Here is a 16,864-nt window from a genome sequence, read left to right on the forward strand (position 1 = left end):
AGCTTGCCGCCCTACTCAGCCCCGATCTCCGCCACGATCCGGCCCGTTGTCACCTGCTCGCCCTCGGCGACGTCGATCGCGGCGACGACGCCGTCGATGCCGGCCTTGTGGACATGCTCCATCTTCATCGCTTCCAGCGTCATCACCGGCTGGCCGGCAGTGACGCGGTCGCCCGGCTTGACCAGGACGGCAACGACGCGGCCGTTCATGGCAGCGCGAACCTTGCCGTCTCCGTTGCTTGCGGCCGCCTTCGGCGCGGCGAGGGTGAGATCGGTCGCCGCGAGCGGGATGCCGCGGCGCTGGAGGTGGAGCCGGTCGCCGTCGCGCAGGAATTTGGCACTGTCCATCACGCCGTCATGGCGGAAGCGAATCACGTCGAGATCGAGTTGGTCGATCTCGAACTTGTCTTGCCGGCCGTCCCTGGCAACAATGTAGCTGCCATCGCGCTCGCGCCAGACTTCTAGCTCAAGCGCCTGGCCTGCGATCTCGATTTTCGCCGGCAGCGGGAACGTTGCCGCGAGGCTCCGTCCGCGGCGCCACGACGGTGCCTGGGGGTTCGTGACGTAGAGCAGCAGGCCGGCCAAGGCCATGTCGAATGCGGCGTCCGCGCGCGGCGCCAGCAGCTCGTCGCGATGGGCACCAATGAACGCCGTGGTCGCCTCGCCTTTGGCGAAGCCGGGATGACGCAGGCATGACATCAGGAAAGTCTGATTGGTAGTCACACCAAATCCGGTCAGTTGCTCCAGGCCGACGATCAGCCGCCCCCTCGCCTCCTCGCGGGTCGCGCCATGGCCGATCACCTTCGCGATCATGGAATCGTAGAACGGCGGAATCTCGGAGCCCGATTGCAGCGCATGTTCGACGCGGATGCCATCCGGCACCTGCCAGCGCGCCATGCGCCCGGACTGCGGCATGAAATCCTGCGCGGCGTCCTCCGAGCACAGCCGCACCTCGATGGCGTGGCCTGTGAAGCGAATGTCCTGCTGCTTGAGCGGCAGCGACTCGCCGCGCGCGACGCGCAGCTGCAATTCGACGAGATCGAGCCCGGTGATGGCCTCGGTGACGGGATGCTCGACCTGGAGACGCGTATTCATCTCCATGAAGTAGAATCCGCCGCTCGCATCGAGCAGAAATTCGAGCGTGCCGGCGCCCTCGTAACGCAACGCCTTCACCGCGGCGACCGCGACCTCGCCCATCTTCGCACGCAGGTCGGGCGTGACTGCGGTCGACGGCGCCTCCTCGATTAGTTTCTGGTGCCGCCGCTGCACCGAGCAGTCGCGCTCGCCAAGATGGATGGCGTTGCCATGGCTGTCGCCGAACACCTGAATTTCGATGTGACGGGGATTCTGGATGGCGCGTTCGAGGATCACCGTGGGATCGCCAAACGCCGCCTTCGCCTCGGACCGCGCGCTACGCAGTGCCTCGGGGAACGAATTGGCATCCGCAACGAGCCGCATCCCGCGTCCACCGCCGCCGGCGACCGCCTTGATCATCACGGGAAAGCCGATCTCTCTCGCCTCCGCGAGCATGACTTCATCGCCCTGATCGGCGCCCTGATAGCCGGGCACGACGGGCACGCCGGCCTTTTTCATGATCTCCTTGGCACCGGCCTTGTTGCCCATTGTCTCGATCGCCTGCGGCGACGGGCCGATGAAGACGAGGCCGGCATCCTTGCAGGCTTGCGCAAACTCCTCGTTCTCGGCGAGGAAGCCATAGCCGGGATGAACGGCATCCGCGCCGCTGGCCTTTGCGGCCGCTATGATCGCGGCGATGTTGAGATAGGACTGCGCCGGCAGCGCTTCGCCGACTCGCACGGCCTGGTCGGCCTGTTGCACATGAAGCGCATCCCTATCCGCATCCGAATAGACCGCGACGACGCCGAGGCCGAGCTTCCGCGCGCTGCGCATCACCCGCAGTGCGATCTCGCCGCGATTGGCGATCAGGACCTTGAAGAACGGCCGGTGCTGCACTGATCCGTTCCTCATGGGCGGGCCACCGAGAATTGCATGCGCTGTGGGCTCCGCGCGTCACCTTCACGACAGATCGCGAGCACTTCGGACAGCACCGCGCGGGTGTCGCGCGGATCGATCACGCCGTCGTCGAGCACGCGCGCGCTGGTCGAGAACACGTCCATCTGGCCGTCGAACACGCCGACGATCTGCGCCTTCATGCCATCGAGCTTTTCTTTTTCGACCGGCTTGCCGCGACGCGCGGCTGCGGCTTCGGTGACGATCGCCATGGTCTCGGCGGCCTGCTCACCGCCCATCACGGCAGTCTTGGCGTTGGGCCAGGAGAAGCAGAAGCGCGGATGGAAGCCGCGCCCGCACATGCCGTAATTGCCGGCGCCGAACGAGGCGCCGCAATAGATGGTGATCTGCGGCACTGTCGCCGACGTCACCGCCTGGATCATCTTGGAGCCATGCTTGATCATGCCGGCTTCTTCGTAAGCTTTGCCGACCATGTAGCCGGTGGTGTTGTTCAGATAGAGCAGCGGCGTTCGGGTTTGGCAGCACGCCTGGATGAAATGCGTCGCCTTGTTGGCACCGGCCGGATCGAGCGGACCGTTGTTGGTGATGATGCCGATGGTCTGGCCCTCGATGCGGGCATGGCCGCAGACGGTGGCCGGGCCGTAGTTCGGCGCCATCTCGGTGAAGTCGGAATCATCGACGATACGTGCGATCACCTGCTTCATGTCCACGGAGCGCTTGTGGTCCATCGGCATAATGCCGAGCAGTTCGTCTTGATCGTAGCGCGGCGGCTTATATTCCGCGCTCGCCCTGCCCGGCCGTTCCCATTCCAGCGCCGCCGTGATCTCGCGCGCGATGCGCAGGGCGTCGCGGTCATCCTCGGCGAGGTAGTCGCCAAGTCCCGACACCTGCGTGTGCATCTCGGCGCCGCCAAGCTCCTCTTCGGTCGCGATCTCGCCGGTGGCGGCCTTCAGCAGCGGCGGCCCGGCGAGGAAGGCGCGGGTGCGGCCACGGACCATGACGATGTAGTCGGACAGGCCGGTCTGATAGGCGCCGCCGGCGGTCGAGGAGCCATGGGTTACGGTCACGACGGGCAGGCCCGCTGCGGAGAGTCGCGCGAGATTGCGGAAGATGTTGCCGCCGCGGACAAAGTCTTCGACGCGGTAGCGCAGGAGATTGGCGCCGGCGCTTTCGACCAGCTGGACGTAAGGCAGCTTGTTCTCCAGCGCGAGCTCCTGCACGCGTATCGTCTTGTCGAGGCCGTAGGGCTGAAGCGCGCCGGCATCGATGCCGGAATCGTTGGCGCTGACCATGCAACGGATGCCCGAGACGAAACCGATGCCGGCGATGACGCCGCCGCCGGGGACGCTCTTGTCCGGATCAGATACGTCGAACATGTAGCCGGCGAGCGTGGACAGCTCGATGAAGGGCGCGCCGGGATCGAGCACCAGCGCGACGCGCTCGCGCGGCAACAGCTGGCCGCGCTTGTGGAAGCGGTCTTTCGCCGCGGCTGATGCCGCACGCGTGCGCTCTTCCAGCGCGCGCATGCGGTCGATCAGGCCAAGCATGCCGTCGCGGTTGGCGCGATAGGCGGCACTGCCGGGAGAAATCGTGTTTTCGAGAATGGACATAACTCAATCCTGCTCGTCATTGCGAGGAGCAAAGCGACGAAGCAATCCAGGCGCATCCATGGAAAGATTCTGGATTGCTTCGCTTCGCTCGCAATGACGGTTGAGGCGATAATTTACCTATTCGTCCCAAAAATCTTTCGCGCTTCCGCCGGGCTCGCGATCTCGCGGCCGGCACGGCGGGCGCAGGCGGCGATGGCGTCGATCAGCTGGCCGTTCGACGTTACCTTCTTGCCGTCGGCGAGATAGAAGGCATCTTCGAGACCGGTGCGCAGATGACCGCCGAGCTCCGCACAGCGCTGGTGCAGCGGCCAGATTTCTTCGCGGCCTATCGCGGTGACCTGAAATTGCGCCTCGGGACGCTTCAGCTTGATCAGGATCGGCAGCAGATCGGGATCCGACGGCATGCCGGAGGCGACGCCCATCACAAAGTTATACTCGAGCGGGCCCTTGTACATGCCGACCTGGCGGTACATGCCGACGCAGCGGACGATGCCGACGTCAAAACATTCGAATTCGGGGATGGTACCGACCGCGTTCATGACGTCGAGATAGTCCTTCACCTTCTCGACCGCATTGTCGAACATCATCGGCGGCCAGGCCCAGCTGTTGTCGGCCTTCACCTTCAGGTAATTTAGCGAGCCGGCATTGCAGGCCGCGATCTCCGGCCTGGTCTCGCGGATACAATCCAGCGCACCGTTGTAGTTCGGCCCGGAGACGCCGGAGGTGTGATTGATGATCACGCCAGGGCAGGCTTCGCGAATCGCCTGCTGGATCTCCTTGCTGACGCTGACCTCCCAGGACGGCAGATGCCCCTTGTCCGGCGCCTGCTGACGCAGATGGATGTGCATGATGGACGCGCCGGCATCGAACGCAGCCTTGGCCTCGCGCGCCATCTGCTCGGGCGTGACAGGCACGTTGTGCTGCTTCGGGTCGGTGAGCACGCCGTTCAGCGCGCAGGTGATGACGGCCTTGTCGCTCATGCCTTGAATGTCTCGCACGTTGATAATTCAACGTTTGCGATCATGTGATGGGCGGCAGGCGGCTTCTTGCGCGGAGAAGCTGGAAAAAGGCGATAAACCGTAGGGTGGGCAAAGGCGCTCTTGCGCCCTTCCCACCATCTCTCAATACCTCGCGAAGATGGTGGGCACGCTTTCGCTTTGCCCACCCTACGAGACGACGCTAGCTCGCCTCCGCCAGCCTCACGGTCTCGCTGCTGCGATAGATCGCGAGATCGCGCGAGCCGACGAAGATCGCGCGCGGCTTCAGGCCGTAGAAGCGGCGGATCGAGTGGCTGAAATGGGTGGAGTCGGGATAGCCGATGTCCTGCGCGAGATGGGCGAGGTTGAGGTCCTGGTTGGCGAAGTGCAGCAGGTGACGCGCCCGCTTCCAGGCGCGGAAGGAGCGGAACGAGATGCCGGTCTCTTCCTTGAACAGATGCAGGAAGCGCGAAGCGGAAAGTCCGGCCTCCGCCGCGCATGTGTCCGCCGTCACGGGTTCGCCCGTGAAGCGGCCGATACGGGCGACCGCACGCGTCACGCGGGGGTCGAGCACGCGGCGCGGCAGCGCCTCGCCAAAACACATCTGGTCGAATTCGGCGGTGGTGATGTCGCCGTAGCGACGCTGGCGCAGCAGCGTGTAGGCGGCGAGGATCTTGCGGGCATAGACGGCCCTGTCGGGTCCGGTGAGCCGCTCGGCCAGGACCTCGATCACGCCATCGGGCATGCTCTCCGGCTCCAGCGTCACGCTGATCGCGGTGCGGTAGTCGCTCGCAATGGAATGCCGCTGGTTCGGTAGGGTAACGAACAGCTCGCCGGTGGCGAGCGCATCATCGATCGTCAGATGCAGACTGCCCTTCACCGCGACATAGACATGGCAGCAGCCGGGCGTCCGCTTGCGGGGGCGGCCGAGCAGGCCGGCATAGAATACCCGCTCCGGCGTGATCAGCATCAAATGGTCGGATTCGCGACCGTTATCTTCCATTGGGATCCTCCTCGCGCGGCTCTTTGGCCGCTGCGGACGGAGGTCACCTTAGCGGAAATCTGGGCGCTGTCACGGCGGGATAGCGCTATCATGAAGCGCAAAACAGCGGCAGTCCCGACGACCCGGAACTCCCGGCAACATGGCCGTCCCGGCTTTCGCCAGAACGACAATCAGGCCCTCACCCTTGGCGCCACGTTCTGCTCGACGCCGGCCTGTTGCTCCGCAGCAACCGCGCGCTTGAAACCATCCCGTTGCTGCAAGCGTGCCCAATAGGCTGCGACATTTGGCCCAAAATCCTTGGCAAGCCCGATAGTATCGGCGAGGCGGAGCGCGTAACCGATCACGATGTCGGCGGCAGTGAAGCGGCCCGCGCACAAGGCCTCGGTATTTGCGGTGGCTGCCTCGACGGCGCGCAGGCGGCCCAAAAACCATTTGGCATAGTCGCCGGCGACCTGCGGATTGCGGCGCTCTTCCGGCTCGAGCTGGGTGTATCGGAGCACCAGCGTCTGCGGGAAGGTTAACGTGGCGTCGCTGAAATACATCCAGTTCACGAACGCGCCATAGGCGGGATCTTCGGGTCCGACCATCAGTGGCGTCGGTCCATGCTTGATGCCGAGATAGTGGCAGATGCCGGAGGACTCGGTCATTTTCGTCTCGCCGTCGACCATGAAGGGAATCGTGCCCAGCGGATTGAGCGCGAGATACTCCTTGGCGAAGACCCGCGGCGGGAACGGCAGCATCTTGAGCTCGTAGGGCAGCCCCATCTCCTCCAGCATCCAGAGCGGACGGAATGAGCGCGCGGCGTCGCAGTGATAGAGCGTGATCATCAGGAACTTCCTTTGCTGCCGGGCAGCGTCCCCATCATCTTGCACAGGACCATCAGCATGACCTCGTCGGCGCCGCCGCCGATCGATGTCAGACGGCTGTCGCGATAGGCACGGCTGACCGGCGTCTCGTTGGTAAAGCCCATTCCACCCCAATATTGCAAGCAGGCGTCGGTAAGCTCGCGGCCGAGTCGCCCGGCCTTCAGCTTGGCCATGGTCGCAAGTTTCGTGACATCCTCGCCCGCCACAAGCGCCTCTCCGGCACGGTAGATCAGCGCGCGCAACAGCTCGACCTCGGTCTGCATCTCCGCGAGCTTGAAATGAACGACCTGGTTGTCGAGGATCGACTTCCCAAAGGCCTTGCGATTGCGGGTGTATTCGATGGTCTCGTTGATAATGTATTCATGCGCCTTCAGGCAGGCGGCCGCACCCCAGAGCCGCTCCTCCTGGAACTGGATCATCTGGTAGGTAAAGCCCTTGCCCTCCTCGCCGATCCGGTTGCGCTTGGGCACGCGGACATTGTCGAAGAAGATCTGCGCGGTGTCGGAGGAACGCATGCCCATCTTGTCGAGCTTGCGCGCGACCGTGACGCCCTTGGTCTTCATGGGCACACAGATCAGCGATTTGTTGCGGTGAACGGACCCGTCGCCCGTATTGGCGAGCAGACAGATCCAGTCGGCCTGGGTGCCGTTGGTGATCCACATCTTGCCACCATCGATGACGTAATCGTCGCCGTCCCCGCGCGCATTGGTCTTGATCGAGGCCACGTCAGAACCCGCGCCGGGCTCCGAGACGCCAATGCAGGCCACATAGTCGCCAGAGATCGAGGGCGCCAGGAATTCGCGCCGCACTTCATCGGAGCCGAACCGCGCCAGCGCAGGAGTCGCCATGTCGGTCTGCACCCCGATCGCCATCGGCACGCCGCCGCAATTGATCGCGCCGAGTTCCTCCGCCATCATCAGCGCATAGGAATAGTCGAGGCCGGAGCCGCCGAATTCGACCGGCTTGTTCAGCCCGAGAAAGCCGAGCCTGCCCATCTTCCTGAACAGCTCGTGCGCCGGGAAGATGTCGGCCTTCTCCCATTCATCGACATGCGGATTGATCTCGTTGGCAATGAATTTTTGCAAGGAACGACGGATCTCGTCGTGGTCGGCGGTGAACAGCATCTTGTTAGCCCAGTTCTTGGTATCTCTGAGGTGCTCGTCATGGCCGGGCTCGTCCCGGCCATGACGGAGAAAGAGGTCACAACCCCATCTGCCGCGACGCGAGATCCTTCATGATCTCCTCGGTGCCGCCGCCGATCGCGTTGACCTTGACCTCACGGTAGATGCGCTCGGCCTTGATGCCGCGCATGAAGCCGGCGCCGCCAAAAATCTGCACCGCTTCCGAGGCGCAGAACGCCATGGTCTGGGTCGCCTGGTTCTTCATCATGCAGATTTCGGCGACCGGGCTTTCGCCCTGCTCCAGCCGCCAGGCCAGCATCTCCAGCATCGCTTGCGATGCGGCGACCTTCTGCGCCATGTCGACGATCTTGTGGCGGATCACCTGGTGCTGCGCGAGCGGCTTGCCGAAGGTCTTGCGCTCCTTGGCGTAGGCAATGGCCTCGTCGAGGCAGACGCGCGCGAACGCGGTGCAGCCCGCCGCCATGCCCATGCGCTCGCTGTTGAAATTCCGCATGATGATCTTGAACCCCTGGCCTTCCTCGCCGATCAGGTTTTCCGCCGGTACGCGGCACTCGTCGAAATGCAGGGTCGCGGTGTCGGAGGCCCACCAGCCCATCTTCTTCAGCTTTGTCCGGGACAGGCCGGGCGTATCCCCCTCGATCAGGAGCAGGCTGACGCCGCCGGCGCCCTCGCCGCCGGTGCGCACCGCAACGGTCAGATAGTCGGCACGCATCCCGGATGTGATGAAGGTCTTCTCGCCGCTCACGACGTAGTGATCTCCGTCGCGCCGCGCCTTGGTGCGGAGGCCCGCGACATCAGAGCCGCCGCCCGGCTCGGTGATCGCGAGCGCGGAGATTTTCTCACCCGCGAGCACCTGAGGCAGCACGCGCGCCTTCACCTCGGGGCGCGCGGCCCGCGCGACCGGCGGCGAACCGATCGTATGGCTCATCAAGCTGGCGCTGACACCGCCGGCGCCAGCCCGCGCCAACTCCTGGCTGGCGACGATCCTCATGAACTGGTCGGCGGCGATCCCGCCATATTCCTCGGGGAAACCGAGTCCCAAGAGCCCGATCTCGGCCGCCTTGCGATAGAGCGCGCGGGGGAATTCACCGGCCTCATCCCACTCGTGGGCGAAGGGCGCAATCTCCTTGTCGACGAAGCGGCGCATCACCTCGCGAAAGGCGTCATGCTCGGCGGTATAGAACGGGCTCATCATCGCACTCTCGCCTTGCTGGCGGATTCGTCTCGTCCACCATGGCCGGAACCTTGGCGGCTCACTTGCGCGGAGTGGCTGGCCGAGCCCCGCTCCAAGCAAGCTCGCTCTAGCAACTCAACGCAAGACGATTTTCATCGCTCGCGCGCCAACTCCGGATCAAAAAAAGGATGGTGCACAAACTCCGGCTGGCCCTTGGGCCATGCCGGGCATGGTGCATGGCAATAGGGACGCGGGCGGCACAAGTCCGCCGAGGGAGGAATTCTTGGCCGTTCGTTACTACGACTGGATCGCCCACCATGGCCGCCGCACACCGAACAAGATTGCGGTGATAGACCTCGCGAGCGAGCGCCGCTTTACCTATGCGCAGCTCGACGCGCGCATCTCGCGTCTCGCGTCATTTCTGCGCCATGCGCTGAAAGTCTCGCGCGGCGAGCGGGTCGCGGTGCTGGCGCTGAACACGACCGATACGCTGGAGGTGCAATTCGCCTGCGGGCGGTTAGGTGCGATCTTCGTGCCGCTGAACACCCGCCTCACCGTTCCCGAACTCCAGTTCATCACCGCAGATTGCGCGCCGAAGGTGATGATCCACGACACCGATCTCGCCGAAACGGCGCTGGCCGTGGCAAGGCTCTGCGGCATTGCGACGAGCCTGCTGCTTGGCCCCAGCGGGACTTATGAGGCCGGCATCGCCGCCGCAAAGCCACTCGAGAAAATCGAGGAGATGACCCTCGATGACGTCTCGACCATCATGTACACCTCGGGCACAACGGGTCATCCCAAGGGCGCCACCATCACCCATGGCATGACCTTCTGGAATTGCGTCAATCTCGGCGGCCCCGCCTGCATCGGGCCGTCCTCGGTGCTGCTCACCGTGCTGCCGCTGTTCCACACCGGCGGCCTGAATTGCTACACCAATCCGGTGCTGCACGCCGGCGGCACCGTGATGATCATGCGCGCCTTCGATCCCGGCACGGCGCTCGGCCTGATCAACGATCCCGCACAGGGCATCAACGTGTTCTTCGGCGTGCCCGCGATCTACCAGTTCATGGCCCAGCATCCGGCGTTCGCGACCACCGACCTCGGCCGGTTGATCGTGGGAGGTGTCGGCGGCGCACCAATGCCGGTGCCGCTGCTCAAGGTGTGGGAGGCGCGTGGCGTCGCACTCCAGCAGGGCTACGGCATGACCGAGACCTCGCCGGCCGTGCTGGTGCTCGACCGCGAGGATGCGGCACGGAAAGCCGGCTCCGCCGGCAAGCCGGTGCTGCACACGGAAGTGCGCATCGTGCGTCCTGACGGCGGCGACGCCGATGTCGGCGAACTCGGCGAGCTCTGGGTCAAGGGACCGAACATTACGCCCGGCTACTGGAACAGGCCGGAGGCGAACAAGACGTCGTTCACCGATGGCTGGCTGCACACGGGCGACGCGACACGCGTCGATGAGGAAGGTTTTTATTACATCGTCGACCGCTGGAAGGACATGTACATTTCCGGTGGCGAGAACGTCTATCCGGCCGAGGTCGAGAACGTCCTGCACCAACTCGACGCTATCGCGGAAGCCGCCGTGATCGGCATTCCCGATCCGCAATGGGGCGAGGTTGGCCTCGCCATCGTCGCGGCCAAGCCCGGCCAGCGGTTGACCGAGACAGATGTCTTCGCGCACTGCGCGGCGAATCTCGCGCGCTTCAAATGTCCACGCCAGGTCCGCTTCGTCGATGCGTTACCCCGCAACGCCACCGGCAAGATCCACAAGCCGACCTTGCGCAAGGAATTCTCAGGCGCCTCGGAAGTCGACAAGAAAGCCGCCAACGCCTGATCAAAGCGCCCCTCTCGCGGGCACTTTTCTTTTTGACGTGCGTGTTCCAACCCAGAAAAGCCAAGGAATTTTCATGAACAAGAAACTCTCCCTGCTCGCCGCAGCAACGGCGCTGATGCTGCTGACAGCCCAAACCGCGTATGCGCAAAAGGCGTACGACACCGGCGTCACCGACACCGAGATCAAGATCGGCAATGTCGAGGCCTATTCCGGCCCGGCTTCCGCCTACGGCGTCATCGGCAAGACCGAGGAAGCCTATTTCAAGATGATCAACGATCAGGGCGGCATCAACGGCCGAAAGATCAATTGGATCTCCTACGACGACGGCTACTCGCCGCCTAAGACCGTTGAGCAGATCCGCAAGCTGATCGAGAGCGACGAGGTCTTCCTGGTGTTCAACGCGCTGGGCACGCCGACCCAGACCGCCGTGCAGAAGTATCACAATTCCAAGAAGGTGCCGCAGCTGTTCCTCGCCACAGGCGCCAGCAAGTGGAATGACCCGAAGAACTTTCCCTGGACGATGGGCTTCCAGCCCAGCTACCGCGTCGAGGCACAGATCTTCGCGAAGTATATTCTGAAGGAGAAGCCGGACGCGAAGGTCGCGATTTTTTATGCCAACGACGATTTCGGCAAGGACTACCTCGCCGGCATCAAGGACGTGTTCGGTGACAAGGCATCGAAACTGATCGTGGCCGAAGAGAGCTACGAGACGTCGGAACCCTCGATCGATGCTCATATCGTCAAGCTCAAGGGCACCGGCGCCGATGTCTTCGTGAACATCGCCACGCCGAAATTCGCGGCGCAGGCGATCAAGAAGATCGCGGAGCTGGAGTGGAAGCCGATGCATCTCATGACCGATGTCTCGGTGTCCATCGGCGCGGTGATGAAGCCTGCCGGCCTCGAGGCATCCGAAGGGGTGCTGTCGGCTGGTTATCTGAAGGATGCGTCGGATCCGCAGTGGAAGGATGATGAGGGCATGAAGAAGTTCATGGTCTTCGTCGACAAATACATACCCGGTGCAAATATTTCGGACGCCAATCTGGTTTACGCCTATGCCGCAGCCCAGACCATGGTGCAGGTGCTGAAGCAGGCGGGCGACAATCTGACCCGTGAGAATGTGATGAAGCAGGCAGCGAGCCTCAAGGACTTCGTGCCCGACACACTGATCCCGGGCATCAAGATCAACACCTCCGCCACGGACTTCGCGCCGATCGAGCAGCTCAAGATGTGGCGGTTCAAGAAGGGCCAGTGGGAACTGTTCGGCGATATCATCAGCGCCGAAACGGGCGGCTAGTTCGACTGAGAGCAACAGCCTGAATCGACCGAATAGCGGCCGAAGGGCCGCTATTCTTTTCCAGCAAGCGACGGCGCTGTTCCCGCGCTTTCAACCTCGATCATGTCGTCGCCGACGTCGATGCCCGCGATCGGCAGGCCGAGACGACGCGAATCGCCGACGCCCCTGAACATGGGGCATGCCCAGGCGAGGGTGGCGATGCCTGACGGCGGCAGATCGAGGCTCAGCCTGTAGCTGTCACAACCGGTCACGACCGCTTCGGGGCGGATGGCCGTGCCATCGACATAGAATCGCGTGTCTATCGTATCTAGCGGTGCGCGAAGTGCGGGGCTTCGAACGCGGACAATGGTGCGGCCCGGCTTCCCCTTGATGCGCACGGCTGCCTCTGGTTCGCTCCAGCGGAAAGTGTGACCGGCAGAGAACTCTTCGGCATGGAATCCGATCTGCGCGACAACGCGCTCACCAAGGAGCCCGTCAACAGGTCCCGCATCTCGTCCGAGACGGTGAATGCAATCGAGCCTCTGATGCCGGATCAGCGCGGCGATGTATCGCCGCATCCATCGCGCGATCGCATCGCTCGATCCGGCGGCCGTCACAGCGACCAGCACGGCCCGCGCGTGCCATGCCGCCAGCCGCGCGAAACCGCGCGCGCCGAGACCGCCGAGCAGCGCCGGCACGGCCCAACGCCATACCGCCAGCCATTTCTCGCCAGGCCCTCCCCCGCCGTCACCGAGGCTGGAGCGCAGGAGCGCGTTCAGTGCATTGCGGGCGAGCGACGCGCCGGCCTCGCTCCGCGAGCTCCACTCGACCGGAATGTCGAGCAGCTCGCTGCCGGCATCGTTGCGGGCCTCGCTCAGATAGCGAATCTCGCCTTGCACGAAGTCGAGCGTGAATTGCTTCAGCTCGCCGATCTCACCGACATAGTAGTGATGGAAGCGCGCCTCCTCGAGATAGCCGATGGAATGACCTCTCGCGTGATAGGCGGCGGCGAGCACCCATTCGGCGAAATGACCGAGCTCCTCGCGCAGGCCGCCGCATTCCCGGTAGACGTCGTGCCGCGTCACGAAACACTGATCCAGGACCTTGCGCCAGGGATGCTGCTTCATACCGAACTCGATGTCGGCCTGGTACATGGCGGCCTCTGCCACGGATAACCGGTTATGGCAGATCGGGATCGAACGGCAGGAAAAGCCGGCCCAATCGGGATGAGCATCGATCGCGCGAATGCAGAGTTCGATCACGTCGGGTTCGGGCCGGCAGTGCGATTCCGTGAAGAACAGATAGCTGCCGCGCGCCTTCGTCGCGCCGAATGCGCAGAGCCCGATGTCGTGTTCGGAATCGGTGAATTCGAGGCGAGCCCTGTTGCCGGCCAGCGCCTTCAACTGCTCGCGTGCCGTGAAATCCGGAGGCACGACCAGAATGATCTCGTAGAGCGATGTGTCGGCAGTTTGCGACGTCCAGCCGAGCCAGGACATCTCCCACTGCCCGCGGTGAGATTCGAGCGGGATAATGATTGAGAACAGCGGAGATTCGCCGTCGTAGAGTGCGGACGCGTCCTGCATGTCCCCTTATAGACGCATGCTCGTCATTCCGGATAATTTCTTGCGGGCTATACCGACAGAAACAGCGCGAACGATTCTTCCACCGTTCGGCGCAGAAGCTTTTGGTACAATTCGTGGTTAGCATCGCCGGGCGCGACCCGACCCAGCGAGGGCTTCGCGAAGTTTCGGAGCGGCACATAAGCGATCGGCGCTGCGATCGGCGTCAGCTGCGAGCCGGGACCGGCGCGGAGCGTCGAGATGATCCCGTACATCTCGCCGGCGACCGTCGGCCGCGACACAGTGATCACGCGATGCTGGCCGTGCTTGATGATGACGAGATAGATGAAGCCGGACTGATGCGGCACGGCGACCTCGCCGGTGTGTTCATAGGCGGCATCGGTCCGCTCGCCCTCGCGGAACACCAGTGAAGAGACCTTCGGCTCCCAGACGATCTCGGTGCGGTAGGCGAAGATCGCGTCCTTGTCGCCGAACGACGGTCGCAGCGTGATGTAGACGTCCTCGAGCCACGTCACCGCGCGATGGGCATAGGAGCCGAGGCTGTCGGGCGCGACATCGTTTGCGGCCGGAGGCGTCACTACGGCGGCGCTTCTGCGCAGGGAGACGCCCAGCGCCTGCTCCAGCCGCACCGTGGTCGCCAGCGTGAACGGCCGTCGGCCGCCGAGCACCTTCTCCAGCGTCGACAGGCTGAGCTTGGCCTGCTCGGCCAGCGCCTGCCGGGAGATCCGGCGCCTGGCGAGCTCCTCGCGAATGGTCTCCGCGATCTCGCGGCTCTGCTCGTCCGACAGCTGCTTGTCGGTGAATTTGTCCTGCGTCTGCATCGTGGCCCTGCTCCAGGACGACATCCTAGCAGGACGGACAAACCAGCACAAAACCGCACTTCGCCATCTCGGAGGCGGCCGGCCGGGCCGGCCGTGGCGGAACATTGCCGATCATTCTGCTCGCGAAATCGGGCCGTCCCGGCGGATGCTCGGGGCCAGCAAACATGCTCGGGAGCAGGCCAAATGGATACTTTTGACACGACGGACAGCAACGAACACCCTTGGCTGGGCAGACTGATCGTGGTCGGACTGTTCCTTCTGGCGCAGGGCATCGCGGTGATGCTGGTCGCCTTCGTGGCCCTGCTGGTGAGCTTCGAGCCGGGCTGGTCGGCGACGACGGAGCAGGCCAGCCTGCTCCAGCCCGGCGATGCCAAATCCGGTTCTCTCCTCCTCAAGGAGGATGGCGCCTACACGGAAGCGATCCGCCTCGGCATCGACGTCGACATCACGGTGTCGGGCCCGACACTGCGAGCACGAGTCACCCAAATCTTTCGCAACCCGACGAAGGACTGGGTCGAGGCGACCTATGTCTATCCGCTCCCCGCGGACGGCGCCGTCGATTCGCTGAAGATGGTGGTCGGCAACCGCGTCATCGTCGGGGACATCAAGGAGCGGCAACAGGCGCGCATGATCTACGAAGAGGCGCGCCGCGCCGGCCAGAAGGCCGCGCTCACCGAGCAGGAGCGGCCGAACATCTTCACCAACTCGGTCGCCAATATCGGCCCTGGCGAAACCGTGCTGGTGCAGATCGAATATCAGGAGCCGGTGCATCAATCCGGCAACGAATATTCGCTGCGCCTGCCGCTGGTGGTCGGGCCGCGCTACAATCCGGCGCCGATCGTCCAGAGCGTCGATTTCCGCAACGATGGCTCCGGCTGGGGCGCGACCAACTCGGACCCGGTGCCGGACCGCGACCGCATCTCGCCGCCCGTGCTGGATCCCGCCAGGAATGCACCGGTCAATCCGACCAGCATCACGGTGCGTCTGAACGCCGGCTTTGCGCTCGGCGAGGTCACGAGCCCCCATCATAACGTCAAGGTCGCGAGCCCGGACAATACGATGCGAATCGTCTCGCTTGCCGACGGTGCCGTGGCTGCCGACCGCGATTTCGAACTGACCTGGAAGCCAGCGGCCGTGAAGGCGCCGTCGGTCGGCTTATTTCGCGAGCGCGTCGGCGACGCCGATTATTTGCTTGCCTTTGTCACCCCGCCCGCCGCCGAGCAGGCGACGCAGAAGCCGCGGCCGCGCGAGGTGATATTCGTGATCGACAATTCCGGCTCGATGGGCGGCACGTCGATCGTTCAGGCCAAGGCGAGCCTCACCTACGCGCTCTCCCGTCTCCAGCCGACCGACCGTTTCAACGTCATCCGTTTCGACGATACCATGGACGTGCTGTTTCCGGTCTCCGTCGCGGCGGATGCCGAGCGTGTCGGTGAAGCCACCTCGTTCGTCAGCGCGCTGCAGGCGCGTGGCGGCACCGAGATGGTGCCGGCGATGCGGGCCGCGCTGACCGACAAGCTTGGCGACGCCGGCATGGTTCGCCAGGTCGTATTCCTGACCGACGGTGCGATCGGCAACGAGCAGCAATTGTTCGAAACGATCACGGCGATGCGCGGCCGCTCGCGCGTGTTCATGGTCGGCATCGGGTCGGCGCCCAACACCTATCTGATGACGCGCGCCGCCGAGCTCGGCCGCGGTGCCTTCACCCATATCGGCTCCGTCGAGCAGGTCGAGGAGCGCATGCGCGGCCTGTTTGCCAAGCTCGAGAACCCGGCCGTGACCGGGCTGAGCGTAAAGTTCTCCGAAGCGAAGGCCGACGTCACACCGACGATCATTCCCGACGTCTATCGCGACGAGCCGCTGGTGCTGGCGGCAAAGCTCGACACGCTTGCGGGCTCGGTCGAAATCAAGGGCCGCGTCGGTGACCGCCCATGGTCGGTGACGCTGCCGCTGCAAAATACGGCCGAAGGCAACGGCCTGTCGAAGCTTTGGGCCAAGCGCAAGATCGCCGATGCCGAAGTGGCGCGCACCCTGCGCGAAATGACGCCCGAAGACTCGGACAAGGCAATCCTGGCACTGGCGCTCGACCATCAGATCGTCACGCGGCTCACCAGCCTCGTCGCGGTCGACAAGACGCCGAGCCGTCCCGAAGGCGAGCCGCTCAAGCCCAGCGAATTGCCGATCAACCTGCCGGCCGGTTGGGATTTCGCGAAGGTCTTTGGCGAACGACAGCAGGTCCCAGCGCAGCTCCGCGAGCGTCACGCCGATGCACGCAACCAGCCGGCCACGAGGCGACCGACGCCCGCTGCACCGGATGCGATCCGCCTGCCCAAGACCGCGACCTCGGCCGAGCTGAAAATGACCGCAGGCCTGATCTTGGTCGTGCTCGCCCTGATCCTGTTCGTGTTCAAGCGGCGTCAGTCCTTGCTCACTGACGCCGCTTGAGAGAGGAGCCCCCCGAACTCCTCTGTTAGCGCGCGCGGCTGCCCGTCCCACACACCAACGGCCGCGCGCGCCTTTTTGAACTCGCCCTCTCACCTTCGTCATTGCAAGCGAAGCATCCAGAAACTCATCCACGGAGACAGTCTGGATTGCT

12 protein-coding genes are annotated in these 16,864 nt (G+C 64.1%); 3 read left to right on the forward strand and 9 right to left on the reverse strand.

Features of this window, described 5'->3' with window-relative positions; translation table 11 throughout:
• Nucleotides 1–11 precede the first annotated feature (11 nt).
• From IVB42_RS07310 to IVB42_RS07340, 7 genes are all read right to left on the reverse strand, one after another.
• Nucleotides 12–1,985, reverse strand: a complete 1,974-nt coding sequence (locus IVB42_RS07310) for an acetyl-CoA carboxylase biotin carboxylase subunit (protein ID WP_018455963.1) — start codon at nt 1,983–1,985, stop codon at nt 12–14.
• Nucleotides 1,982–3,598: a carboxyl transferase domain-containing protein gene (locus IVB42_RS07315; RefSeq protein ID WP_247469932.1), complete on the reverse strand. Its 1,617-nt coding sequence runs from the start codon at nt 3,596–3,598 to the stop codon at nt 1,982–1,984. The genes IVB42_RS07310 and IVB42_RS07315 overlap by 4 nt, the downstream gene beginning before the upstream one ends.
• 113 nt (nt 3,599–3,711) lie before the next feature.
• Entirely contained in the window at nt 3,712–4,578 is an 867-nt protein-coding gene (locus IVB42_RS07320) for a 3-keto-5-aminohexanoate cleavage protein (protein ID WP_018455961.1), read from the reverse strand.
• Between the two features lie 199 nt (nt 4,579–4,777).
• Nucleotides 4,778–5,578 (reverse strand): AraC family transcriptional regulator, encoded by an 801-nt coding sequence (locus tag IVB42_RS07325; protein WP_018455960.1) that lies wholly within the window; start codon nt 5,576–5,578, stop codon nt 4,778–4,780.
• Between the two features lie 170 nt (nt 5,579–5,748).
• A complete protein-coding gene (locus tag IVB42_RS07330; RefSeq protein WP_018455959.1) occupies nt 5,749–6,405 on the reverse strand; it encodes a glutathione S-transferase family protein in 657 nt (218 codons plus the stop codon).
• Nucleotides 6,405–7,568 (reverse strand): acyl-CoA dehydrogenase family protein, encoded by a 1,164-nt coding sequence (locus tag IVB42_RS07335; protein ID WP_247295935.1) that lies wholly within the window; start codon nt 7,566–7,568, stop codon nt 6,405–6,407. Before IVB42_RS07335 ends, IVB42_RS07330 begins: the two co-directional genes overlap by 1 nt.
• A 76-nt stretch (nt 7,569–7,644) precedes the next feature.
• Nucleotides 7,645–8,781, reverse strand: coding sequence for an acyl-CoA dehydrogenase family protein (locus tag IVB42_RS07340; RefSeq protein ID WP_018455957.1), 1,137 nt, complete (start codon nt 8,779–8,781; stop codon nt 7,645–7,647).
• Between the two features lie 262 nt (nt 8,782–9,043).
• Between IVB42_RS07340 and IVB42_RS07345 the strand changes: the two genes are divergently transcribed.
• Complete coding sequence (locus IVB42_RS07345; protein WP_247398914.1) at nt 9,044–10,594, forward strand: long-chain fatty acid--CoA ligase; 1,551 nt, start codon at nt 9,044–9,046, stop codon at nt 10,592–10,594.
• A gap of 73 nt (nt 10,595–10,667) precedes the next feature.
• Nucleotides 10,668–11,888 (forward strand): ABC transporter substrate-binding protein, encoded by a 1,221-nt coding sequence (locus tag IVB42_RS07350; protein WP_247295930.1) that lies wholly within the window; start codon nt 10,668–10,670, stop codon nt 11,886–11,888.
• Nucleotides 11,889–11,938: 50 nt separating this feature from the next.
• On the opposite strand, the gene IVB42_RS07355 is transcribed toward IVB42_RS07350, so the two are convergent.
• Nucleotides 11,939–13,450, reverse strand: a complete 1,512-nt coding sequence (locus IVB42_RS07355; RefSeq protein WP_018455954.1) for a glycosyltransferase family 2 protein — start codon at nt 13,448–13,450, stop codon at nt 11,939–11,941.
• Between the two features lie 47 nt (nt 13,451–13,497).
• Nucleotides 13,498–14,268, reverse strand: coding sequence for a helix-turn-helix transcriptional regulator (locus tag IVB42_RS07360; protein WP_247295928.1), 771 nt, complete (start codon nt 14,266–14,268; stop codon nt 13,498–13,500).
• A 183-nt stretch (nt 14,269–14,451) separates the two neighbouring features.
• On the opposite strand from IVB42_RS07360, the gene IVB42_RS07365 reads away from it, so the two are divergent.
• Complete coding sequence (locus tag IVB42_RS07365; RefSeq protein WP_247338298.1) at nt 14,452–16,713, forward strand: marine proteobacterial sortase target protein; 2,262 nt, start codon at nt 14,452–14,454, stop codon at nt 16,711–16,713.
• Nucleotides 16,714–16,864 lie beyond the last annotated feature (151 nt).

This window comes from Bradyrhizobium sp. 45 (assembly GCF_023073155.1).
GTDB lineage: Bacteria > Pseudomonadota > Alphaproteobacteria > Rhizobiales > Xanthobacteraceae > Bradyrhizobium > Bradyrhizobium canariense_D.